At 67.2% G+C, this 21,135-nt stretch carries 19 protein-coding genes and 1 riboswitch; of the genes, 4 read left to right on the top strand and 15 right to left on the bottom strand.

Annotated features, from left to right (window positions below; translation table 11 throughout):
- Positions 1 to 171 precede the first annotated feature (171 nt).
- The 4 genes from ribA to glmU form a co-directional block, all read right to left on the bottom strand.
- On the bottom strand, positions 172 to 768 hold the full coding sequence (gene ribA, locus AC1DP9_RS07525; protein ID WP_092291492.1) for a GTP cyclohydrolase II: 597 nt from the start codon (positions 766 to 768) through the stop codon (positions 172 to 174).
- Between the two features lie 235 nt (positions 769 to 1,003).
- Positions 1,004 to 3,226: a catalase gene (locus AC1DP9_RS07530; protein ID WP_477106964.1), complete on the bottom strand. Its 2,223-nt coding sequence runs from the start codon at positions 3,224 to 3,226 to the stop codon at positions 1,004 to 1,006.
- A gap of 251 nt (positions 3,227 to 3,477) precedes the next feature.
- Positions 3,478 to 5,316: a glutamine--fructose-6-phosphate transaminase (isomerizing) gene (glmS, locus tag AC1DP9_RS07535; RefSeq protein WP_454756753.1), complete on the bottom strand. Its 1,839-nt coding sequence runs from the start codon at positions 5,314 to 5,316 to the stop codon at positions 3,478 to 3,480.
- A gap of 107 nt (positions 5,317 to 5,423) precedes the next feature.
- Entirely contained in the window at positions 5,424 to 6,788 is a 1,365-nt protein-coding gene (gene glmU / locus AC1DP9_RS07540) for a bifunctional UDP-N-acetylglucosamine diphosphorylase/glucosamine-1-phosphate N-acetyltransferase GlmU (RefSeq protein WP_477106965.1), read from the bottom strand.
- A 254-nt stretch (positions 6,789 to 7,042) separates the two neighbouring features.
- On the opposite strand from glmU, the gene AC1DP9_RS07545 reads away from it, so the two are divergent.
- Positions 7,043 to 7,855 (top strand): DUF6279 family lipoprotein, encoded by an 813-nt coding sequence (locus AC1DP9_RS07545; RefSeq protein WP_092291484.1) that lies wholly within the window; start codon positions 7,043 to 7,045, stop codon positions 7,853 to 7,855.
- Here the strand turns inward: AC1DP9_RS07545 and ttcA are convergent.
- The 3 genes from ttcA to AC1DP9_RS07560 all read right to left on the bottom strand — a co-directional run bounded on the left by ttcA (position 7,848) and on the right by AC1DP9_RS07560 (position 10,138).
- Positions 7,848 to 8,792, bottom strand: a complete 945-nt coding sequence (gene ttcA / locus AC1DP9_RS07550) for a tRNA 2-thiocytidine(32) synthetase TtcA (protein ID WP_477106966.1) — start codon at positions 8,790 to 8,792, stop codon at positions 7,848 to 7,850. The two genes, AC1DP9_RS07545 and ttcA, sit on opposite strands and share 8 nt — an antisense overlap.
- A 70-nt stretch (positions 8,793 to 8,862) precedes the next feature.
- A complete protein-coding gene (locus AC1DP9_RS07555; protein WP_092291480.1) occupies positions 8,863 to 9,255 on the bottom strand; it encodes a dihydroneopterin aldolase in 393 nt (130 codons plus the stop codon).
- A gap of 64 nt (positions 9,256 to 9,319) precedes the next feature.
- A complete protein-coding gene (locus AC1DP9_RS07560) occupies positions 9,320 to 10,138 on the bottom strand; it encodes an SDR family oxidoreductase (RefSeq protein ID WP_092291478.1) in 819 nt (272 codons plus the stop codon).
- Between the two features lie 16 nt (positions 10,139 to 10,154).
- On the opposite strand from AC1DP9_RS07560, the gene AC1DP9_RS07565 reads away from it, so the two are divergent.
- On the top strand, positions 10,155 to 11,333 hold the full coding sequence (locus AC1DP9_RS07565; protein ID WP_477106967.1) for a class I SAM-dependent methyltransferase: 1,179 nt from the start codon (positions 10,155 to 10,157) through the stop codon (positions 11,331 to 11,333).
- 12 nt (positions 11,334 to 11,345) lie between these two features.
- Positions 11,346 to 11,540: a DUF2905 domain-containing protein gene (locus AC1DP9_RS07570; protein ID WP_092291474.1), complete on the top strand. Its 195-nt coding sequence runs from the start codon at positions 11,346 to 11,348 to the stop codon at positions 11,538 to 11,540.
- 10 nt (positions 11,541 to 11,550) lie between these two features.
- Here AC1DP9_RS07570 and AC1DP9_RS07575 read toward each other — a convergent pair whose 3' ends face one another.
- The 4 genes from AC1DP9_RS07575 to AC1DP9_RS07590 all read right to left on the bottom strand — a co-directional run bounded on the left by AC1DP9_RS07575 (position 11,551) and on the right by AC1DP9_RS07590 (position 16,705).
- On the bottom strand, positions 11,551 to 12,801 hold the full coding sequence (locus tag AC1DP9_RS07575) for a multifunctional CCA addition/repair protein (RefSeq protein WP_477106968.1): 1,251 nt from the start codon (positions 12,799 to 12,801) through the stop codon (positions 11,551 to 11,553).
- 7 nt (positions 12,802 to 12,808) lie between these two features.
- The gene (locus AC1DP9_RS07580) at positions 12,809 to 13,498 is read right to left on the bottom strand and encodes a glutathione S-transferase family protein (RefSeq protein ID WP_477106969.1); all 690 of its coding nucleotides are present in this window, start codon (positions 13,496 to 13,498) and stop codon (positions 12,809 to 12,811) included.
- 142 nt (positions 13,499 to 13,640) lie between these two features.
- Complete coding sequence (locus tag AC1DP9_RS07585) at positions 13,641 to 14,663, bottom strand: complex I NDUFA9 subunit family protein (protein WP_441591401.1); 1,023 nt, start codon at positions 14,661 to 14,663, stop codon at positions 13,641 to 13,643.
- A gap of 83 nt (positions 14,664 to 14,746) precedes the next feature.
- Complete coding sequence (locus tag AC1DP9_RS07590) at positions 14,747 to 16,705, bottom strand: lytic transglycosylase domain-containing protein (protein WP_477106970.1); 1,959 nt, start codon at positions 16,703 to 16,705, stop codon at positions 14,747 to 14,749.
- 118 nt (positions 16,706 to 16,823) lie between these two features.
- Here AC1DP9_RS07590 and AC1DP9_RS07595 point away from each other — a divergent pair, with 118 nt between their 5' ends.
- Positions 16,824 to 17,417 carry a 5-formyltetrahydrofolate cyclo-ligase gene (locus tag AC1DP9_RS07595; RefSeq protein ID WP_477106971.1) on the top strand — a complete coding sequence of 198 codons (594 nt, stop codon included), beginning with the start codon at positions 16,824 to 16,826 and terminating at the stop codon, positions 17,415 to 17,417.
- Here AC1DP9_RS07595 and AC1DP9_RS07600 read toward each other — a convergent pair.
- The 4 genes from AC1DP9_RS07600 to ahcY all read right to left on the bottom strand — a co-directional run bounded on the left by AC1DP9_RS07600 (position 17,414) and on the right by ahcY (position 20,901).
- Positions 17,414 to 18,175 (bottom strand): Mut7-C RNAse domain-containing protein, encoded by a 762-nt coding sequence (locus AC1DP9_RS07600; protein WP_477106972.1) that lies wholly within the window; start codon positions 18,173 to 18,175, stop codon positions 17,414 to 17,416. The genes AC1DP9_RS07595 and AC1DP9_RS07600 overlap by 4 nt on opposite strands.
- A 38-nt stretch (positions 18,176 to 18,213) precedes the next feature.
- Positions 18,214 to 19,044: a methylenetetrahydrofolate reductase [NAD(P)H] gene (metF, locus tag AC1DP9_RS07605; protein WP_441591404.1), complete on the bottom strand. Its 831-nt coding sequence runs from the start codon at positions 19,042 to 19,044 to the stop codon at positions 18,214 to 18,216.
- Between the two features lie 12 nt (positions 19,045 to 19,056).
- The gene (locus AC1DP9_RS07610; protein ID WP_477106973.1) at positions 19,057 to 19,404 is read right to left on the bottom strand and encodes a phage holin family protein; all 348 of its coding nucleotides are present in this window, start codon (positions 19,402 to 19,404) and stop codon (positions 19,057 to 19,059) included.
- 78 nt (positions 19,405 to 19,482) lie between these two features.
- Complete coding sequence (ahcY, locus tag AC1DP9_RS07615) at positions 19,483 to 20,901, bottom strand: adenosylhomocysteinase (RefSeq protein WP_092291456.1); 1,419 nt, start codon at positions 20,899 to 20,901, stop codon at positions 19,483 to 19,485.
- A 110-nt stretch (positions 20,902 to 21,011) separates the two neighbouring features.
- A riboswitch (S-adenosyl-L-homocysteine riboswitch) is annotated at positions 21,012 to 21,083 on the bottom strand.
- Between the last annotated feature and the right edge of the window lie 52 nt (positions 21,084 to 21,135).

Consider the following 21,135-nt stretch of genomic DNA (forward strand, 5'->3'; position numbering starts at 1 on the left):
ACTCCTCTCACATCGGAGGCGCGCCGTGAGGCCACGGCGGCACATCGCGTGGAACATCCCGCGCCATGCCGAGCATGGCGCGGACCTTATATCCACGATAGGAGAGTGGCCCCGGACAAGCTGTCGGGAGGCTGCGCAAGCGGTTGTCGGCCTTCGCCTACACCCGCTGAATCAGTCCAGCAGGTGACCCATGCGGGACCGCTTGGTGGCGAGGTATTTCTCGTTTTCGGCGTTGGCGGGCACGATGTGACGCATCTGCTCCGTCACGGCCAGGCCGGCGTCTTCGAGCGCCCGGATCTTGATCGGGTTGTTGCTCATCAGGCGGACCGACTTCACACCCCACTGGCGCAGCATGTCCGCCGCGAACGCGTAGGTGCGGCCGTCGATGGCCTGGCCGAGCGCGAGGTTGGCGTCGACCGTGTCCAGCCCGCCGTCCTGCAGCGCATAGGCGCGGATCTTGTTCGAGAGGCCGATGCCCCGGCCTTCGTGGCCGCGCAGGTAGAGCAGGATGCCGCGGCCTTCCTCGGCAATCTTCTGCATGGCGAGGTCGAGCTGCTCGCCGCAGTCGCAGCGGCACGAGCCGAAGACGTCGCCGGTCAGGCATTCGGAATGCAGGCGGACGAGAACGTTCTCGCCCGAGATGTCTCCCATGGAGAGCGCCAGGTGTTCGGTGCGGCTGTCCACGCCCTGGAAGGCATGGGCGGTGAATTCGCCGTAGCGGGTCGGCAGCCGTGCGGAGCCGATCAGCTCACTTTCTAGGTCTTTCATATTCCTGTGATCGCGGGGGGCGCCGTGGGGCCCGGGCGCGCATGATGCGGGCCGGGACAGGCGCACTGCGCGCCACCCTGAGGAGGCTGTGGCGCGCGGCATGCCGGCAAGGATACCGCGAAACGCCTCTCGCTATAGGTATCGCTGCAGGTACCCCTATGCCGAGCGGGCACTCTCGGGCGACGGCGGGGTCGCCTGACGAGTGCCCCTTAGGACGCTTTCGCGCCGCCTGCGCTCAGGCTGGAATGCGCATCGCGTCCGGCCGTTGCCACCAGCGATGCTGGCCCACGGCATCGAGGAATTCCCGATGCCGCGCCGGGTCCTCGGTCTTGGCGATCACCACGCCCGGCCCCGCGAAGCCGCCGGCCAGCCCCGCGCAGCGCGCGGCCTCGGCCACCATCACGGCGCCCGAGCCGCCCGCGCCCACGGCCTTGCAGTGCTTGTAGGCCTCCTTGATAAACAGCAGCGCGTCCGGATCCGGCTCGGCGGGGGGCTTGGCCACGTCGGGCACGTACACCGCATCGAACAGCACCGAGCCGACCGACGACAGCGCATGGTCCACCGGCAGCGCCGCGCCCTTGGCCGTGGTCACGCTCGCCGCGCGCGGGCCGATGACCTTGAGATTGGCGCGCGCCGCCTCGGCCAGCTTCCTGAGCGAGGCGATGGCCGCGTCGTCCACACCATCGTTGACCAGCACGGCGATGTTGCGGCCCGTGATGTCGCCCTTCGGCTGGGCGTCCAGGCTCAGCGCGGGCGAGGCCGGTACGCCGTAGTCGTTGATCTGCACGTTCGGCCCGACCGGCTCGACGGGAATCCCGAGCTTCTGCGCCACGCGCTCCGCCAGTTCCACGGCGATATGGTGGATCTGCCCCACCACGCGCGCCCGGATGGCGGGGTCGAAGACCTTGGAGAGTTCGAACGCGTACGCATCGACGATCTGCCTTTTTTCGACGTCGGACTGGCTGCGCCAGAAGAGATTGGCCTGCGAGAAATGATCGGCGAAGGTCTGTGCGCGCATGCGCACCTTCACCGCGCCGTCCTCGGCGGCGGCAGCGAAATGCCGGTAGGCGTCGGCATCGCCGGCCAGGAACGGGCAGCCGCCGCTGACCGAGTTCGGCTGGTAGCTCTCCTTACCCTGCACTACGGTCTGCCGGCCGAAGCCATCTCGCTGGTTGTTATGCACCGGGCAGAGCGGCCGATTGATCGGAATTTCATGAAAATTCGGCCCGCCGAGCCGCGTGAGCTGGGTATCGGTGTACGAGAACAGCCGCGCCTGCAGCAAGGGATCGTTGGTGAAATCCATGCCCGGCAGGATGTGGCCCGGGTGGAACGCCACCTGCTCGGTTTCGGCGAAGAAGTTGTCCGGGTTGCGGTTCAGCACCATCCGCCCCACGCGCCGCACCGGCGCCAGTTCCTCCGGAATGAGCTTGGTCGGGTCCTGGAGATCGAAGCCGAACTTGAGCATGTCGGTCTCCGGCACCAGCTGCACGCCGAACTCGTATTCGGGAAACTGGCCCGCCTCGATCGAATCGTAGAGGTCGCGCCGGTGGAAATCGGGGTCCTTGCCGTTGATCTTGACCGCCTCGTCCCAGACCAGCGAATGCGCGCCGCCCACCGGCTTCCAGTGGAATTTGACCAGCGTGCCCTGCCCCTCTGCATCGACAAAGCGGAACGTATGCACGCCAAACCCCTCCATCGTTCGGAAACTGCGCGGGATGGCGCGGCCGGACATGGTCCACAGCACCATGTGCATCGACTCGGGCTGGAGGGACACGAAATCCCAGAACGTGTCATGCGCCGACGCGGCCTGCGGGATCTCGTTGTGCGGTTCCGGCTTCACGGAATGGACGAAATCCGGGAACTTGATGCCGTCCTGGATAAAGAACACCGGGATGTTATTGCCGACCAGGTCGAAGTTGCCCTGCCGCGTATAGAACTTGGTGGCGAAGCCGCGCACATCGCGCGCCAGATCGGCGGAGCCGCGCGAGCCGGCCACGGTCGAAAATCGCACGAACACTGGGGTCTTCTGGCCAACCTCGGTGAACAGCGCGGCGGTGGTCACGTCAGCCAGCGACTCGGTCAGCTCGAAATAGCCATGGGCAGCCGCGCCGCGCGCGTGGACTACGCGCTCGGGAATGCGCTCGTGGTCGAAGTGCGTGATCTTCTCGCGCAGGTGGAAGTCCTCGAGCAGCGTGGGGCCGCGCAGGCCGAGCTTGAGCGAGTCGTCGTCCTGCGGAATCTGGAGGCCCTGGTTCGTGGTCAGCGTGCGGTCACGGTTCGAGACGAGATTGCCGACCGAGTCCGAACCCAGCTGCTTTGGCCGCTCGGCCAGCCGGTCCGCCACGGCGCGCTCGTAGCTGCCGTCGTTGTTGTTGCCGATGCCTTGTGGCTTGGGCGGCGTGGTGTCGCCTTTCTTGCCGGGTGGCTGGGCGGCGGTCGGTGCGGTCTTTTTCGTCATGTGGGGTCCCTCGGTGGCGTTCGGTGGCTGGGTATCGCGGATTGGAGCCGATTGGAGCCTATGGCTTCCGCAGATACCGTGCCACCGGGGGCTCGGCGCGCACCGGCTCCCCGCCAGGCCGCGCCACGTCTGGCAAGCCGGGATTGGGGGCGACAAAAAAAAAGCCACGGTGCGTGCACACCGTGGCTTCCTTTTACATCCGGCTTGTAAAACCGCTTGCCGTGTCTTGCTCTCCGGCCGGCGGCCCCGCCTTATTCCACCGTCACCGACTTAGCCAGATTCCGAGGCTTGTCCACGTCCGTCCCGCGTGCGCAGGCCGTGTGGTAGGCCAGCAGTTGCAGCGGCACCGTGTGCAGGATCGGCGACAGCGCGCCGTAGTGCTCGGGCAGGCGGATCACCTGGATGCCATCGGACGACTGGATATGCGTGTCGGCATCGGCAAACACGTAGAGCCGGCCGCCGCGCGCGCGCACTTCCTGGATGTTGGACTTCAGCTTCTCCAGCAGCGCGTCGTTCGGCGCCACGGTCACCACCGGCATCGCCTCGGTGACCAGCGCCAGCGGGCCGTGCTTCAGCTCGCCGGCCGGGTAGGCTTCCGCGTGGATATATGAGATTTCCTTGAGTTTCAGCGCGCCTTCGAGGGCGATCGGGTAGTGCAGGCCCCGGCCCAGGAACAGCGCGTTCTCGCGGCGCGCGAAGTCTTCCGACCAGGCGATGATCTGCGGCTCCAGCGCCAGCACGCCATGCAGCGCCACGGGCAGGTGGCGCAGGTTGGTCAGCGCGGCGGCCTCTTCTTCCTCGGTCAGCCGGCCGCGTACCTTGGCCAGCGCCAGCGTCAGCATGTACAGCGCGGCGAGCTGGGTCGTAAACGCCTTGGTCGAGGCCACGCCGATCTCGGTGCCGGCGCGCGTCAGGAAGCGCATTTCGGTCTCGCGCACCATCGCGCTGGTCGCCACGTTGCAGATGGCCAGCGTGTGGGTGTGGCCGAGGTCGCGGGCATGGCGCAGGGCGGCCATGGTGTCGGCGGTCTCGCCCGACTGGGAGATCACCACCACCAGCGCGCGCGGGTTCGGCACGGTGTCGCGGTAGCGGTATTCGCTGGCCACTTCCACCTGGGTCGGGATCTTCGCCACGGACTCGAGCCAGTACTTGGCCGTGCAGCCCGAGTAGTAGCTGGTGCCGCAGGCCAGGATCAGGATATTGTCGATGTCGGGAAATACCGCGGCCGCCTTCTCGCCGAACAGTTCGGGCGCGATGGCGACGATGCCTTCCAGCGTGTCGCCCAGCGCGCGCGGTTGCTCGAAGATTTCCTTCTGCATGAAGTGGCGGTACGGGCCCAGCTCGACGGCTGCCGCGTGGGCTTCCACCACGCGCTCCTCGCGCACGACTTCCACGTCGTTCACGTCGCGGATGGTGGCGCCGGCACGGGTCAGCTCCACCACATCGCCCTCTTCCAGATAGACGATGCGGTTGGCGGTGCCGGCCACGGCCAGCGCGTCGGAGGCCAGGAACGATTCGTTCTCGCCCAGCGCGACCACCAGCGGCGAGCCGGCGCGCGCGCCCACCACCACGTCCGGGTTGTCCTTGGCCACCACGGCAATCGCGTAGGCGCCGTGCAGGCGCTTGGTCACCACGCGCACCGAGCCGAACAGGTTGCCGCGCGTGGCGCTGCTCGGGTAGGTGTAGGCCTGGTGGATCAGGTGGGCGACCACCTCGGTGTCGGTCTGCGACTCGAAGCCGTAGCCCACGGCGCGCAGTTCGTCGCGCAGCGGCTCGTAGTTCTCGATGATGCCGTTGTGCACCAGCGCGATGGTCTCGTCCGAGAAATGCGGGTGGGCGTTGACCGTATCGGGCTTGCCGTGCGTGGCCCAGCGCGTGTGGGCGATGCCCAGCGTGCCGGCCAACCCGGACGACTGCGTCTGCGTGTCCAGATCGGCCACGCGCGACACGGTGCGCGCGCGCTCGAGCATCTCGTCGCGCACGATGGCCACGCCGCACGAGTCATAGCCGCGGTACTCCAGGCGACGCAGGCCTTCGATCAGGACCGGAACGATATTGCGCGTGGAAACCGCGCCGACGATGCCACACATCTTGTGAACCCCCCGTTTGGGTTGCCTCGCGCCGCGCGCCGCAACCCGCTGAATGATGATGGCCGGCCCTCCCCGGGCCCGGCCTGACTGACGTTGACTGACTTAGCTTACTGCTTCGGCTGCTTCACCGGGCGCTGCCATGCGTCCAGCGTCATCTGCTTGGCCCGCGAGAGCGTGAGCTTGCCGGCTGGCGCGTCCTTGGTCAGCGTGGTGCCCGCGCCGATCGTGGCGCCACGGCCCACCGTCACCGGCGCCACCAGCTGCGTGTCCGAGCCGATGAACGCGTCGTCCTCGATCACCGTGCGGCTCTTGTTCACGCCATCGTAGTTGCAGGTAATGGTACCCGCGCCGATGTTGACGCGCTGGCCCACCGTGGTATCGCCCACATAGGCCAGATGGTTGGCCTTGCTGTGATCCCCGACCTGGCTGTTCTTCACCTCGACGAAGTTGCCGATATGCACATCCTCGCCCAGCTTGGTGCCGGGGCGCAGCCGCGCGTACGGCCCGATCCGGCCCGCCGGCCCGATCTTTGCTTCCTCGATGTGACAGAACGGTTGCACGCGTGCGCCGGCGCCGATGGTGGCATTCCGGATCACGCAATGCGCGCCGATGTGCACGCCATCGTCCAGATGCACGCGGCCTTCGAACACGCAGCCGACGTCGATGGTCACGTCGCGTCCGCACGTAAGCTGGCCGCGCACATCGATGCGCGCGGGGTCCAGCAGCGTCACGCCGGCCTCGAGCAGGCGCTGTGCGAGGTTGCGCTGGTGAATGCGCTCCACCTCGGCCAGCTGGACCTTGCTGTTGACGCCCAGCGTCTCCCACAGGGCCGCCGGCTGGGCGGAGACGATCTCCACGCCCTCGGTGGCGGCGCGCTCGATGGTGTCCGTGAGGTAGTACTCACCTTGCGCGTTGTTGTTGCCCAGCGTGGCAAGCCAGCGGCGCAGGTGGCCGGTCGGGCAGACGATGATGCCGGTGTTGATCTCGCGAATGGCGCGGATCTCGTCGCTGGCATCCTTCTGTTCGACGATGCGCACGATGTTGCCGGCGGCGTCACGTACGATGCGGCCGTATCCGGTAGGATCGGACATCTCGACGGTGAGCACGCCCATGCGCTCGGCGCCGGCCGCATGGACCAGGGCCTCGAGCGTGGCGGCGGTGGTCAGCGGCACGTCGCCATAGAGCACCAGCGTGGGCTGGTTGTCATCGAGCATCGGCAGCGCCTGCATCACGGCGTGGCCGGTGCCAAGTTGCTGGGTCTGGTCGGCAAACGCCACGTCCGGCGCAGCGACGGCCTCGCGCACGTGCTCCGCACCGTGGCCAACCACCACGACGAGGCGCGACGGCGAAAGCGTGCGCGCGGTGTCGAGCACATGGGCGAGCATCGGCCGCCCGGCAACCGGGTGCAGGACCTTGGGCAGGGCGGAATTCATCCGTTTTCCCATCCCTGCGGCAAGAATGACGATATTCACAAGGAGGTCCCTAAGTGAGTGTGTCTGATAATAAGCGCGAAAACCCGTACCAAGCGATCTCTTCAATCCCTCCAAACCCTTGTCAGGACTGGGCTGGCGGGCGATCTGCGAGGCGGGAAAACATGCGCGGCGATTTTAGCATGGCGCCTGGCGCCCGACCGCCGGTGGTTTCCGTTTTTCACATTTGGCGACGGCGCATTTTTGCAGGATTTGCAGCATTTACCGTCGTCCTGGCGCTGGGTGGCTGTAACGCCATGAAACTCGGCTATCAACAGGGTGACCGGCTCGCCTACTGGTGGGTAGACCGCTACGTGGATGTGACGGACGACCAGGAGCCGCCCACCCGCGAGGCCATCGCCCGGTTCTTCTCCTGGCACCGCCGCGCCCAGCTCCCCGAGATCGCCAACGTGCTGACGCGGGTCAAGAGCGAGGTGGCCGGCCCGGTGGACGCGTCGATGGTGCGCCACGCGCGCGAGGACACCCAGCGGCTGGGCCGCCAGGCCTTCGAGAACGCCATACCCGACCTGGCCGACCTGATGCTGACGCTGACGCCGGAGCAGATCCAGCGCATGGAATCGAAATTCAACGAAAGCAACGCCAAATATCGCAAGGAATTCCTGAAATCGGACCCGCAGGCTCGCTCGAACGCCCGTTTCGACAAGGTCATGGACTACGCCAAGCTGGTCTACGGCAAGTTCTCGGACGATCAGGCGCAGAAGATCCGCGCCGCGATGGGGCCGTACATGCAGGGCGCCGACGCCCGCTATGCGGAGCGCGTGAAGCGGCAGCAGGAATGGCTGGGGATTGCCCGGGAGGTCTCGACGACCCATCCGCCCAAGTCGCAGGTGGAGGACATGCTGCGCAAGTACGCCGACCACTGGCAGCGCCCGGCGGCCGAGCGCGCGCAGATCCGGCAGGCCAACGAGGCCGGGGTGGACCTGACCGTGACCATCGCCAACCTGACCACGCCGGAACAAAAGGCCCACGCGGTGGACCGCTTCCAGAAATGGATCGACGATACCCGCTCGCTGATGCGCGAGGCGGGTCCGTCGCAGGCGTCTAAATAAGAGGGGTGGCCGGGGTATCGGCGCTGGGTGCCTTCTCGGCCAGCTTGTCGAAGCGGACGAACTCCATCCGGTTCGGCTCGGCGCTGCCGGTGAAGGTCAGCGCCTGCTGGGTGAAGGTGGTCTCGCCGAACAGCGAGGCCTCGTCCACCTTGGCCAGGCCGGTGGCCAGCCCGGTGAACGGGAACAGGTCGGTATCGGCCAGGTGGGACGCCACCACGTTGCGCAGCGACGCGAAGATATTGTCGATGCGGCCCGGGTTCTCGCGCTCCCAACCCTGCAGCATCTCGCTGACCTTCTTGCGCTGCAGGTTCTCCTGCGAGCCGCACAGGTTGCAGGGGATGATCGGGTAGGCCATCGCCCGCGCGTAGGACGCAATGTCCTTTTCCGCGCAATACGCCAGCGGCCGGATCACGATGTGCTGGCCGTCATCGGTCGACAGCTTGGGCGGCATCGCCTTCATCTTCCCGCCGAAGAACATGTTCAGGAAGAAGGTCTGGACGATGTCGTCCCGATGGTGCCCCAGCGCAATCTTGTTGGCGCCCAGCTCCTTGGCCGTGCGGTAGATCACGCCCCGGCGCAGCCGCGAGCACAGCGAGCAGGTGGTCTTGCCCTCGGGCACCTTCTCCTTGACGATCGAATACGTATCCGCCTCGACGATCACATATTCCACGCCGGTGGACTTCAAATACTCGGGCAGGATGTGTTCCGGGAAACCTGGCTGCTTCTGGTCCAGGTTCATCGCGATCAGCTTAAAGTGGATGGGCGCGCGCTTCTGGAGCGCCATCAGGACCGACAGCATGGTGTACGAGTCCTTCCCGCCACTCATGCAGACCAGCACAGTGTCGCCGTCCTCGATCATGCCGAAGTCGCCGATGGCTTTGCCGGCCAGCGACTGAAGGCGGGTTTCGAGGCGATAGAAGTTAGCGGAGTGACTCATAAGACATACCTGATGCGGGGCGCGGGCCTTGGGAAGCCCGTCGGATGGCCCTGTCGGACGGGCCCGTATTCTACTTGACGTGGAACACCTCGACGCCGACCGAATCGCAGTCCGGGTAGACATCGGGCTTTTCCGTGGAAACGCGCACCGCGCGCACCTTCGGATGCTTCAGCATGGCACGTGCCACGTCATCGCACAGGGTTTCCTGCAGGTGGATGTGGCCCTGGGCCATGCGCGCGGCCACGGTACTGCGCATGAAGTCGTAGTCCACCACTTCCTCGAGCTTGTCGGCCTGCGGCGTGCTCTGGTCCAGCGGCACGAACAGGTCGATATTGACCAGCACGCGCTGCTCGCCCTTCTTCTCGAATTCGTGCACGCCGATATTGATCTGCACTTCATAGTTGCGCAGGAACATGCGGCGGCAGCCTTGCAGGCTGGGGTGGGAAAGCGCGGCGAAGGTCATGGTGGGGCGTCGGGCAGGTGCTGCGGTAAATCGGAAAATGCTTAAAAACGACCGGGGATCGGGATCACTCGGTCAGGAACATCACGTCACGGGCCAGCGGCATCAGGTGCTGGCCGCCATCGACATACAGGGTGGTACCGGTCACGGCGTGGGCGCCAGCGAGGTAGGCCACGGCCTGGGCGATGTCGTCCGGCGTGGACGACTTGCCCAGCGGCGTCATGCCGTGCGCGCGGACGAAGCCGGGGTCGGACTGGTCGCCGGACACCAGCGTGATGCCGGGCGCCACGCCCACCACCCGCAGCCGGGGCGCCAGCGCCTGGGCCAGTTGCACCGTGGCGGTCTGCAGCGCGGCCTTGGACAGCGTGTACGACAGGAAGTCCGGATTCAGGTTGTTGAGCTTCTGGTCGAGCAGGTTGATCACCACGCCGCGCTGGGCGGTCTGGTTGCCATCGGCACCAAGCGCCTTGTGCATCTCACGCGCCAGCAGCAGCGGCGCGGCCACGTTGGTGCGCATATGGGTGTCGAGCGAGGCGTAGGAGAAGCTCGTCGCCACGTCGTACTGGAACAGCGAGGCGTTGTTGACCAGGCAGGTCGGTACGCCCAGCGCGTCGGCGCAGGCCGCGACCAGCTTGCTGGTAGCGGCTTCGTCGGACAGGTCGGCCTGCAGCACGGCGGCGCGGCGGCCCAGGCCGCGGATCTGCGTGGCGAGGGTCTCGGCTTCGTCGCGCGAGCGATTGCAGTGGATCGCCACGTCCCAGCCTCGCGTGGCAAGTTCCAGCGCGATGGCACGGCCCAGGCGGCGCGCGCCGCCGGTCACGAGGGCGACGCCGCGCGCGGCGGCAGGGTGGGCGCCGGAGGCGCCAGCAGTCAGGGAATCTGGCATTGCTACAATTCGCGGTATGCAGAAAGTCGCTAGTCTACCCCTTCCCCCCGCCGACGCGCTGGACGCCTCCGCGGCCCTGACCACCTGTATTGGCGACGCCATCGAGGCCGCCGGCGGCTGGATTGGCTTCGATCGCTACATGGCGCTGGCGCTCTACGCCCCCCGGCTCGGCTATTACAGTGGCGGCGCCGCCAAGTTCGGCCGCGATGCCCGGGACGGCAGCGACTTCATCACCGCCCCCGAGTTGACCCCCTTCTTCGCCCGCACGCTGGCCCGCCAGTTCGCACCGCTGATCGCCCTGGACCTGCCGCGCGTGCTCGAATTCGGCGCCGGCACGGGCCGCCTCGCGGCGGACCTGCTGCTCGCCCTGGAAACCGAAGGTGCGCTGCCCGAGACCTACCAGATCCTCGAATTGTCGGGCGAGCTGCGCGTACGCCAGCAGGAAACGCTGGCCGCCCGCGCGCCGCACCTGGCTAGTCGCGTGCAGTGGCTGGACGAGCTTCCCGCGCAGTTCGAAGGGGTCATCGTCGGCAACGAGGTGCTGGACGCCATGCCGGTGCGCCTGTTCGCGCGCCTGGACGGCCGCTGGCACGAGCGCGGCGTGGCGCTAGCCGACGGGAAGTTCACGTTCGAGGACCGTCCGCTGGCAGACAACGCCGTCCCCGAGGCGCTACGCGCGCTGCCGGGCGACCACGACATGGTCACCGAGACCCATGCCGAGGCCGAAGGCTTCACGCGGGCGGTGGGCGCCATGCTGACGCGCGGCGCGGCGTTCTTCATCGACTATGGCTTCCCGGCGGCCGAGTACTACCATCCGCAGCGCGCCGACGGCACGCTGATGTGCCACTACCGCCACCACGCGCACCCCGATCCCTTCCTGTATCCCGGGCTGCAGGACATCACCGCGCACGTCAATTTCACCGGCATCGCCGAGGCGGCGGTGGACGCCGGGCTGTCCGTGGCCGGCTTCGCCTCGCAGGCGCGCTTCCTGATGAACGCCGGGATCACCGAGTTGCTGATGGAGCTGGACCCGACCGACGCCCGCGCCTTCCTGCCCCATGCCAACGCGGTGCAGAAGCTGCTGTCCGAGGCCGAGATGGGCGAGCTGTTCAAGGTGATCGTGCTGACGCGCGGTCTGGACGACGCGCTGCCGCTGGCAGGCTTCGCACGCGGCGACCGCGTTCACGCACTCTGAGGAACAGCCGCCATGCTGCGCTGGACATTCACCATCTTCCTCTGCGTGATCGTGCTGTCGGCCTCGCTGCCGTGGCTGCAGAAGATCGGCCTGGGCAGGCTGCCCGGCGACGTGCGCTTCCGGCTGTTCAAGCGCGAGTACGTGCTGCCGTTCGCCTCGACCATCCTGCTGTCGCTGATCGCGCTGGCGATTGGGAAGCTGCTGTAGGCGTAGCCCTTCAGTCGGGCTCCGCGCCCAGCCCCAGCTTCTCCGCCACCGCCGCGATGCGGGCCTTGTGCACGCGTTCCTTGATCAGGTCCGGCCGGTCCGCGCAGGCCTTGGCGATGGCGCCGGCATCGACCGAGGCCGCCGCTGCCCGTGCCGCCATCAGGCGTTCGGTCTGCGGATAATCCCGATCCTCGAAACCTAGCCGACCACGCGCGTCGGCCTCGCAGGCCGTCAGGGCCTCCGCGAAGCGGTCCGGCTTGCGCAGCGCGTCGCAGCGCTCCACCAGCCGGGTCAGCGCGGCGGCGCCGAATTCCATCGATCGATGGATGTTGCCGTGCTCGCGCGCCACCAGCACTGCCAGGTCGCGGCAGTCGTTCGGCACGCGCAGCCGCTCGCAGACCGCTTCGAGCAGCTTCACGCTGCGCTGTTCATGGCCGATGTGGCGCGGCAGCACGTCCGCCGGCGTGGTGCCCTTGCCGAGGTCGTGGACCAGCGCCGCGAAGCGGATCGGCAGCGACGCGCCGGTCGCGGCTGCATGATCGACCACCATCATCACGTGCACGCCCGTATCCACCTCGGGGTGATACTCGGCGCGCTGCGGCACGCCCCAGAGCCGGTCCAGCTCGGGCAGCAGCCGCGCCAGCGCGCCGCATTCGCGCAGCACGTCGAACATCCGGGACGGCTTCGCCTCCATCAGCCCGCGCGCCAGTTCCTGCCACACCCGCTCCGGCACCAGCGCGTCGACCTCGCCCGCCTCGACCATCGCGCGCATCAGCGCCACGGTCTCGGGCGCCACGGAGAAGTCATGGAAGCGCGCCGCGAAACGCGCCGCGCGCAGGATGCGCACCGGGTCTTCGGCGAAGGCATCGGAGACATGACGGAACAGCCGCGCGTCCAGATCGCGCTGGCCGCCGTACGGGTCGATGATCGGCCCGACGAGCTGGCCGGCATCGTCCACGGCCTGCGCCATCGCGTTGACGGTCAGGTCGCGCCGGACCAGATCATCCTCGAGCGTGACGTCGGGCGCGCAGTAGAACGCGAAGCCCTTGTAGCCGGCAGCCGTCTTGCGCTCGGTACGCGCGAGGGCGTACTCCGCCTTGGTGCGCGGATGCAGGAAGACCGGGAAGTCCTTGCCCACAGGCTTGTAGCCGGCCGCCTCCATCTCGGCCGGCGTGGCGCCGACGACCACGTAGTCGCGGTCCTGGCTCGGCTTGCCCAGCAACTGGTCGCGGATGGCGCCGCCCACGGCATAGACCTGCATGAAATTCCTAGTGATGGATGATGATGGCGTCCGGATGGTCCGGCACGGTGCGGTACGGCTCGTCGTCGGCCAGGAAATCGCGTTCCTCGCGCGCGGCGGCGATCCATTCTTGCATGGCCGGCAGCGCGAGGATGAAATCGGCGTATTGCTTGGCCGTCTCGGGCAGATGGATGCCGTAGGTGGCGAAGCGCGAGACCACGGGCGCGTAGAACGCGTCCGCCACCGAGAAGGTGCCGAACAGGAACGGTCCCTCGGCGCCGAAGCGTGTGCGCAGGTCGGTCCAGATCGCGGCGATGCGCTCCACCTCGCGCTGCACGGCCACGTTCCAGCCGCAGCCGGGCAGCACGGCGGTCACGTTCATCGGCAACTGGTTGCGCACGTTGGCGAAGCCTGAATGCATCTCGGCGCAGACCGAACGTGCCAGCGCGCGCGCGGCGGGGTCAGCCGGCCAGAGCGCCTTCTCGGGGAAGCGCTCGGCCAGGTATTCCGAGATCGACAGCGAATCCCAGACCGTGACGTCGCCATCCACCAGCGTCGGCACCTTGCCGGCCGGCGAGTACTGGGCGATCTGCGCCGCGAAGCCGGGCGTGCCCAGCCGCACGGGAATCTCCTCGAACGCGATGCCAGCCTGGCGCAGCAGCAGCCAGGGGCGCAGCGACCAGGACGAGTAGTTCTTGTTGCCGATGACGAGTTTCATCGCGATTCCTTGGGGGGCGGGGGGAGGGAAAATGGCCTGAACCGATGATTCTAGCGAGTGGGCCGCGCCGCCTCCAAATGAATTGCGCTCGCAAGGCTGTGAGCGCAAGTCACATCGGCGTCAGAGGGAGCGATGTTGGGGGTCAGCGGTGCACGCTCTCCCGCATGGCCTGGAGCGCCGCCTCGCGGTTGCGGCCACCCAGCACATCGGTCATCACGGACTCCAGGCTGGCCGGTTCCAGGCCGAGTTCAGCCGACATCGGCGCGTGCAGCACGTTGTCCAGGCGCATCGAGTCGAGGTTGTCGCGCGACATGACCGGGCCGCCGGGCATGTGTTCCAGCACGGCCGCCTGCACGCGCGCGAGCGCATCGGGCAGCGCGATGACCGGGCGCGGATGGCCCGACGCCCGCCCGGCGAAGCGCACCAGTTCCTCGAGCGTGTAGACCTGCGGCCCACCCACCTCGTAGACCTGGCCGACCGTAGCCGGGTTGACCATCGCGCGCAGGAAGGCCTCCACCACGTCCATCACGAACACGGGCTGGAAGCGCGCCTGGGCGCAGGCCAGCGGCACCACGGGGGCCATCTGCTGCATCTGGGCGAACAGGTTCAGGAAGTGGTCGTCCGGGCCGAACACGACCGACGGCCGCATGACGGTCCAGTCGAGCCCGCTCTCGCGCACCATGCGCTCGCCCTCGCCCTTGCTGCGCAGGTACATCGACGGCCCCTGCGCGTCCGCGCCGAGCGCGCTCATATGGATCAGCCGGCGAACGCCGGTGCGCTGGCAGGAGGCCACGATCTGGCGCGGCAGGTCTACGTGCGCGGCGGCGAACTGGGGGCCATATGGGTCGCCCCGGTCGCCATGCAGTACGCCGACGAGATTGACGACGATGCCGTCCACGCCGACCGAGCCAATGGCGTCGTCCAGCGCGGCGGCGTCGGCCAGGCCCAGTTCGCAGACTTCCACGCGCGGCAGCAGCAACAGGTGCTGGGCGTGCTCGGCACGACGCGAGCCCACCAGGATGCGCTCTGGCGCGATGGGACTGTCGGGATTGGTGGCGGGATTGCGCGGCACCCCTGAGGCGGAGGCCGCGCCGGCAAGGCGGGAGACGAGGTGGCTGCCGATGAATCCGGCGCCACCGATCACGAGGACATTACTGGTCAGCATGGTGGGCTCCGTGACGGTCACGTAACGCTGGCATCTCTCGATGCGCGCCCGGAGTCACGGCGCCTCCTGCTGGCCCCGCTACATCAAGGCAGGCTGGTGGTCGTGACCGAGGACGGCGCGACCGTTCCCAGGCGGTCTTTGAGAGACTGGGGCCGGCCGCTCATCAATGCAGCATAGTACGTAGCGTTGGAAAGCACATTCTTGACATAAGTTCGCGTTTCCGTGAACGGAATCGTCTCTGCAAAGATCGCGCCTTCTACCGGCCGGGAGAGGCTGCTGCGCCAGCTCTTGGGCCGTCCCGGGCCAGCGTTGTAGCCCGCCGAGGCCAGCGTCCACGAGCTGTCCAGGTCCGTCAGCACCATGCTCATGTAATTTGTACCGAGCAGGATGTTGATATTGGGGTCACTCATCATCGACGGCGAGAAGTCGGTCATGCCGATCTTGCGCGCCACGAACTTGGCCGTGGCCGGCATCACCTGCATCAGGCCATGCGCGCCGGCCGACGAGCGCGCGTTCATGATGAAACGCGATTCCTGGCGGATCAGGCCATAGGCCCAGGCCATGTCCAGGCCCACATCGTCGGTGGCCCGCTGCATGATGTCCCGGTACGGCATGACGAAGCGCAGCGAGAAATCGTGCTCCGCCTTGGTGCGGTCGGCCGTGTTGACGGTGCGGTCGAGCAGTTCGATCTTGCGCGCGTACTCGGCGGCGGCCAGCAGTTCGCGGTCGCTCATGCTGCGCAGCTCCCAGTTCCACTCGCGATTGCCTTCGAAACGCAGGTTCAGGTCATAGAACTTCTGCGCGCGCACGAAGCCGGGCCGCGTGCGCATGGCCATCGCCTCGGCATCGGAGACCGTGGTGCGCGGCGGCAGCGTGATGCGGTTGCCGAGTTCCTCGGTGGCAAGCTGGCCGTAGAAGTTGAACTGGCCAGCGATGGTCTGGAACTGCGTCTGCGCGTCCGCGGTGCGGCCATCGGCCTTGAGCGCGCGGGCGTACCAGTAGATCCACGCCGGGTCCTTGGCGCGCATCTCGGGGCGCATCAGCTCCACAGCCTGGCGCACCTGCTTCCAGTCGCCCTGGCGCAGCGCGGCGCGCACGCGCCATTCCTGCGATTCATCGGACAGCCACTGGTTGCCGCCCAGCGTCATCTGGTTCTTGTAGTAGCCGGCCGCTTCGGGCATCAGCTTCTTGGCCGCGTACTGGCCGATCACGCCCCAGCCGGCGCCCTGCTCGTCGCGCGACAGCGTGCCGCCCGAGGCGGTCAGGTAGGCCGCAGCCTGGGCCGGATCGTTGCGGGCCATCTTGACGACGGTGGCCAGCGTGTCGCTGTCCACGCRTGCGTCGGGCACGGTCGCGGCGATCCTTGCCGCCAGCGTCGTGAAATTCAGTTCGAGCGCCTGGCGTGCCTGGAACGCCACGTCGCTGCGCTGGATCTGCTGGCTCTGCGCCAGATAGCTGATCAGGTCGACGCAGCCTTCGCCGTAGTAGCGCGGGTCCGCCAGCACCGCGCGCGAATCGGCGGCCACGTTCTTGCCCTTGAGCGCACTCGACAGCAGCGCGTAGCACTCCACCTGCGTGTCGTCCTTCAGCACGAACTGTGGGTATTCGACGTCGAAGTTGGCCCAGTCGCGCTTCTTGCCCAGCACCAGCAGCCAGTCATTGCGCATGCGGTCGGCAATCGCCTCGCCCTGGTAGCGCTTCAGGAACACGCGCACCTGCTCGTCGGGCGCGTCGATGCGGGCCAGGCCGCTGGCATCGAACAGCTGCGGCTTGATGCGGAAATACTCCACATACGACGGAATCGGATAGTCGACCAGCGTGGCCGAGATGGCGGCCGTGCGGTCCACATCGTTCTTGCGGGCAGCCTCGCGCAGCGCGACAAAGGCATCGTCCGGATTGCTGGGGATGGTCAGCGCGGCCGGCTGCGGCGCCGGGCGCTTCTGGGCGTAGGCCGGCGTGGCCAGCAATGCACCTGTCAACGCCCCCAGTCCTGCCAGCCACGCGGCGCGTTGCGCACGGCGCAGATATACTCCCTTCGGCATTCTTGCTATCCCTTGTTGGTCCGCGCGCGGCGCCGGGGTACCCGGTCGCGCCCCGCGCGTGTTGGTATTCGGATGTCGATCCATCGATCGATCGCGGTGCCGGCCATTATTGCACGCCATGCAGCCTGAACAGGCCCCAGACAACGGGGCAGAAAACCTGCCATTCCTCGAAGAGCGCCGCGCGCTGCGCCGGCGGCTGCTCGCGCTGCGCGCCGGCCTGCCGGATCGCGCCGAGGCCGACGCGCGCATCGGGGCCGCGCTGGCGCCCCTGCTCGAACGCCTGGGCGCGCGACGCGTGGGCTTCTATTGGCCGATCCAGGGCGAATTCGACGCACGCGCCGTCATCGTGCAATGGCTGGCCGGCATGCCGGGCCGCCAGGCCGCGCTGCCGGTGGTCACCCGCCCCGGCACGCCGCTGGACTTCCACGTCTGGACGCCCGAGACGACAATGCGCGCCGGCCACTACGACATTCCCGTGCCCGATGGCACCGAGGCCGTGTTGCCCGACGCGCTGCTCATTCCCTGTGTCGGTTTCAGCCGCGATAAGTTCCGCCTCGGCTACGGCGGCGGCTTCTACGACCGCACGCTGGCGGCCCTCGCAGAAACGCCGGTGTCGATCGGCATCGGCTTCGCGGCCTGCGAGATTCCCTTGCAGGCGCAGCCACACGACCTGCCGATGGACTGGATCGTCACCGAAGGCGGCGCGTTCTAAGCGTTCTCCTCGGCTAGCAATTCGTCCACCAGCGCACGCATCTTGCGCCAGTGCGACCCCTCCCAGAACACCCGCCGGCAGTGCAGGCAGGTGACAAAGCGCGTGTGCCGCGCCAGCACGCCCTCGGGTACGCGGCCGTCCACTTCCGACTTGTCGATCCGATGCAGTGGCACATTGCAGTCCAGACACAGCGAGAACGGACGCGCACTGCGGGCCAGGTCGAGCCGCCGGAAGACCTCGCGCACCTGGAGCGCCGACTTGATCGCCCGTACATAGCAGCCGTGCGTCACGCCGCGCCGCTTGAGCAGTTCGCGGTCGCGCGTGAGCACGATGCGGCCCTCCTCGGCGGCAATCCGCGCGATCTCGCTGTCTTCGAAATGGTTGTCGTAGAGGGTATCGAAGCCGGTCATGCGCAGCAGGTGCGCCAGGCCGCCCAGATGGGCATCGGCAACGAAACGGGTCTCGCGCAGTGGCTGATCGCGCACGCGGAGCAGGGGCGAGATGTCGAAGGCTTCGAAGGTGGGATAGACGGCCACGCGGTCGCCGTCCTGCACGGGGCGGTCGAATGCCACCGATTCGCCGTTGACCAGGATCAACTCCACCTCGGTGTGCGGCACGCCGAGCGCCTCGATCATGTGCTTGACCGTGGCCGCGCGGGCGCAGGGCACGACGATGTCCTGGTGGCGTCGGGTGCGCGCCAGGAAATCGTTCAGCTCCTCGTAGAAGCGGAATGTGGCGGTGACGGTGGCGGGAACCATGGGGCGCAGTATGCCCCCATGACCCCGTCCGATGGAAGTTACAGCTTCAGCCGTTCCCAGACCGCCTTGGTGGCGCCGGCGGCGTTGAGCGTGTAGAAGTGCAGGCCCGGCACGCCGGCGGCCAGCAGGCGGTCGCAGAGCCCGGTCACCACGTCCAGGCCGAACGCGCGGATGGACTCCCGGTCGTCGCCGAACGACTCCAGCCGCTTGGCCACCCAGCGCGGCACTTCGGCACCGCACATTTCCGAAAAACGCATCAGCTGCGAGTAGTTCGTGATCGGCATGATGCCCGGCACGATCGGTACGTCCACGCCCAGCGCGCGCACTTCGTCGACGAAACGGAAGTAGGCGTCGGCGTTGTAAAAGTACTGCGTGATCGCCGAATCGGCGCCCGCGCGGACCTTGCGGACGAAATTATCGAGGTCGTGGCGCGGCGACTTCGCCTGCGGGTGGTACTCGGGGTACGCCGCCACCTCGATGTGGAACCAGTCGCCGGTCTCGGCGCGGATGAATTCCACGAGTTCGTTGGCGTATCGGAATTCGCCGATTTCGCCCATGCCGGACGGCATGTCGCCCCGCAGCGCCACGACATGGCGGATGCCGCCGTCGCGGTACGTCTTCAGGATCTGGCGGATGCTGTCGCGCGTGGAACCCACGCACGAAAGGTGCGGCGCGGCCTCGATGCCATCACGCTGGATCTCCAGCACGGCGTCCAGCGTGCCCTGCTGCGTGGTGCCGCCGGCGCCGAACGTCACCGAGATGTACTTGGGTTGCAGCGGAGCCAGCTGCGCGCGCGTGTTGCGCAGTTTCTCCGTGCCTTCCGCCGTCTTCGGCGGGAAGAATTCGAAGCTGTAGTAGCGGTCTGTCATGCGAATAAAGTCTCAGTCGCGGTCGCCGAGCAACAGGCTCGACAGCACCCACGAGATCACGCTGTACAGGATGGAGCCCAGCAGCGCGGCGCCGAAGCCCTGCACCACGAAGCCCGACAGCAGGTTGCCGACGAACAGGAACAGCAGCGCGTTGATGACGAAGATGAACAGGCCCAGCGTCAGCAGCGTGACCGGCAGCGTCAGAATGACCAGGATGGGCCGGATCAGCGTGTTGACGAGGCCCAGCACCAGCGCGGCGATCATCGCCGCGCCGAACCCGCCCAGCGAGATGCCGGAGATGACACTTCCGACCAGGAACAGCGAGGCGGCATTGATGATCCAAACGGCCAACAGTCTCATTGCGACTCCTTTTCCAGGTTGCCTGTCGATTTCCCCCCTCCCCCGCGAACGGGAGAGGGGGGGGACACCTCCCGCCGATCAATAGCGGTAGTGGTCAGCCTTGTACGGACCTTGCTTCTGCACGCCGATGTAAGCGGCCTGCTGCTCGGTCAGCTCGGTCAGTTGCGCGTTCAGCTTCTTCAGTTGCAGGCGCGCGACCTTCTCGTCCAGGTGCTTCGGCAGGGTGTACACGCCCACCGGGTACTTGCCGGTGTCACGCTCGGCCCACAGTTCGATCTGGGCGATGGTCTGGTTGGCGAACGAGCTGCTCATCACGTACGACGGGTGGCCCGTGGCGCAGCCCAGGTTCACCAGGCGGCCCTTGGCCAGCAGGATGATCTTCTTGCCGTCCGGGAACACCACGTGGTCCACCTGCGGCTTGATCTCGTCCCACTGGTACTTTTCCACCGAGGCGATGTCGATCTCGTTGTCGAAGTGACCGATGTTGCAGACGATGGCCTGGTCCTTCATCTTGGCCATGTGGTCGTGCGTGATGACGTGGTAGTTGCCGGTGCAGGTGACGAAGATGTCGCCGTGCTCGGCGGCGTAGTCCATGGTCACCACGCGGTAGCCTTCCATGGCAGCCTGGAGCGCGCAGATCGGGTCGATCTCGGTCACCCAGACCTGGGCCGACAGCGCGCGCAGGGCCTGGGCGCTGCCCTTGCCCACGTCACCGTAGCCAGCCACCACGGCCACCTTGCCGGCGATCATCACGTCCGTGGCACGCTTGATGCCGTCCACGAGCGATTCCCGGCAACCGTACAGGTTGTCGAACTTGCTCTTGGTCACCGAGTCGTTCACGTTGATGGCCGGGAACTTCAGTTCGCCGCGCTGTGCCATCTGGTACAGGCGGTGCACGCCGGTGGTGGTTTCCTCGGTCACGCCACGGATGGCGGCCAGGTTACGGCTGTACCAGCTCGGGTCCTTGGCCAGCTTTTCCTTGATGGCGGCGAACAGGTAGGTTTCTTCCTCGCTGGTCGGCTTGGCGATCAGCGACGCGTCCTTCTCGGCACGGGCGCCCAGGTGCAGCAGCAGCGTGGCGTCGCCGCCGTCGTCCAGGATCATGTTCGGCGTGCTGCCGTCGGTCCAGTCGAAGATGCGGTGCGTGAAGTCCCAGTATTCCTTGAGCGACTCGCCCTTGAACGCGAAAACCGGCACGCCGGACGCGGCGATGGCGGCGGCGGCGTGGTCCTGCGTCGAGAAGATGTTGCACGAGGCCCAGCGCACGTCGGCGCCCAGTGCCACCAGCGTCTCGATCAGCACGGCGGTCTGGATGGTCATGTGCAGCGAACCGGCGATGCGGGCGCCCTTGAGCGGCTGCGCGGCGGCGAATTCGTCACGGATAGCCATCAGACCCGGCATTTCGGTCTCGGCGATGGCGATTTCCTTGCGGCCCCAGCCGGCCAGGCCGATATCGGCCACGAGGTAGTCTTGCTTGAGTTCGGTCACAGCGTTCATGTTTCACTCCGGTGAAGAGTGGCACGCAGGTGACGAGGGGGGACAACGACCGCATCCCGCGCGAATTGCGGAACGGGCGGATAGGTCGACTCGCCTCCGTGCGGACCACGGATCAGCGAGCGCCGTTGAAACATTCCGAGCCTGGCGGATGAGGGCCATCCGTTGCAACGCTCCTCGGAGTGGCGGTATTGTAGCGTGCCTGTCCGCGCCTGCGGCGCGAGAAACGGACTTTTT

The organism is Cupriavidus sp. 01L43 (assembly GCF_056399925.1).

What these genes read in the sequence shown, in the direction of transcription:
- AC1DP9_RS07600 (WP_477106972.1), bottom strand. Translation starts at nt 18,175, where the DNA reads ATGGTTCCCGCCACCGTCACCGCCACATTCCGCTTCTACGAGGAGCTG.
- AC1DP9_RS07575 (WP_477106968.1), bottom strand. Translation starts at nt 12,801, where the DNA reads ATGCAGGTCTATGCCGTGGGCGGCGCCATCCGCGACCAGTTGCTGGGC.
- AC1DP9_RS07595 (WP_477106971.1), top strand. Translation starts at nt 16,824, where the DNA reads ATGCAGCCTGAACAGGCCCCAGACAACGGGGCAGAAAACCTGCCATTC.
- AC1DP9_RS07580 (WP_477106969.1), bottom strand. Translation starts at nt 13,498, where the DNA reads ATGAAACTCGTCATCGGCAACAAGAACTACTCGTCCTGGTCGCTGCGC.
- ribA (WP_092291492.1), bottom strand. Translation starts at nt 768, where the DNA reads ATGAAAGACCTAGAAAGTGAGCTGATCGGCTCCGCACGGCTGCCGACC.
- ahcY (WP_092291456.1), bottom strand. Translation starts at nt 20,901, where the DNA reads ATGAACGCTGTGACCGAACTCAAGCAAGACTACCTCGTGGCCGATATC.
- AC1DP9_RS07545 (WP_092291484.1), top strand. Translation starts at nt 7,043, where the DNA reads ATGAAACTCGGCTATCAACAGGGTGACCGGCTCGCCTACTGGTGGGTA.
- AC1DP9_RS07555 (WP_092291480.1), bottom strand. Translation starts at nt 9,255, where the DNA reads ATGACCTTCGCCGCGCTTTCCCACCCCAGCCTGCAAGGCTGCCGCCGC.
- ttcA (WP_477106966.1), bottom strand. Translation starts at nt 8,792, where the DNA reads ATGAGTCACTCCGCTAACTTCTATCGCCTCGAAACCCGCCTTCAGTCG.
- AC1DP9_RS07570 (WP_092291474.1), top strand. Translation starts at nt 11,346, where the DNA reads ATGCTGCGCTGGACATTCACCATCTTCCTCTGCGTGATCGTGCTGTCG.
- AC1DP9_RS07530 (WP_477106964.1), bottom strand. Translation starts at nt 3,226, where the DNA reads ATGACGAAAAAGACCGCACCGACCGCCGCCCAGCCACCCGGCAAGAAA.
- AC1DP9_RS07610 (WP_477106973.1), bottom strand. Translation starts at nt 19,404, where the DNA reads ATGAGACTGTTGGCCGTTTGGATCATCAATGCCGCCTCGCTGTTCCTG.
- AC1DP9_RS07585 (WP_441591401.1), bottom strand. Translation starts at nt 14,663, where the DNA reads ATGCTGACCAGTAATGTCCTCGTGATCGGTGGCGCCGGATTCATCGGC.
- AC1DP9_RS07565 (WP_477106967.1), top strand. Translation starts at nt 10,155, where the DNA reads ATGCAGAAAGTCGCTAGTCTACCCCTTCCCCCCGCCGACGCGCTGGAC.
- metF (WP_441591404.1), bottom strand. Translation starts at nt 19,044, where the DNA reads ATGACAGACCGCTACTACAGCTTCGAATTCTTCCCGCCGAAGACGGCG.
- glmS (WP_454756753.1), bottom strand. Translation starts at nt 5,316, where the DNA reads ATGTGTGGCATCGTCGGCGCGGTTTCCACGCGCAATATCGTTCCGGTC.
- AC1DP9_RS07560 (WP_092291478.1), bottom strand. Translation starts at nt 10,138, where the DNA reads ATGCCAGATTCCCTGACTGCTGGCGCCTCCGGCGCCCACCCTGCCGCC.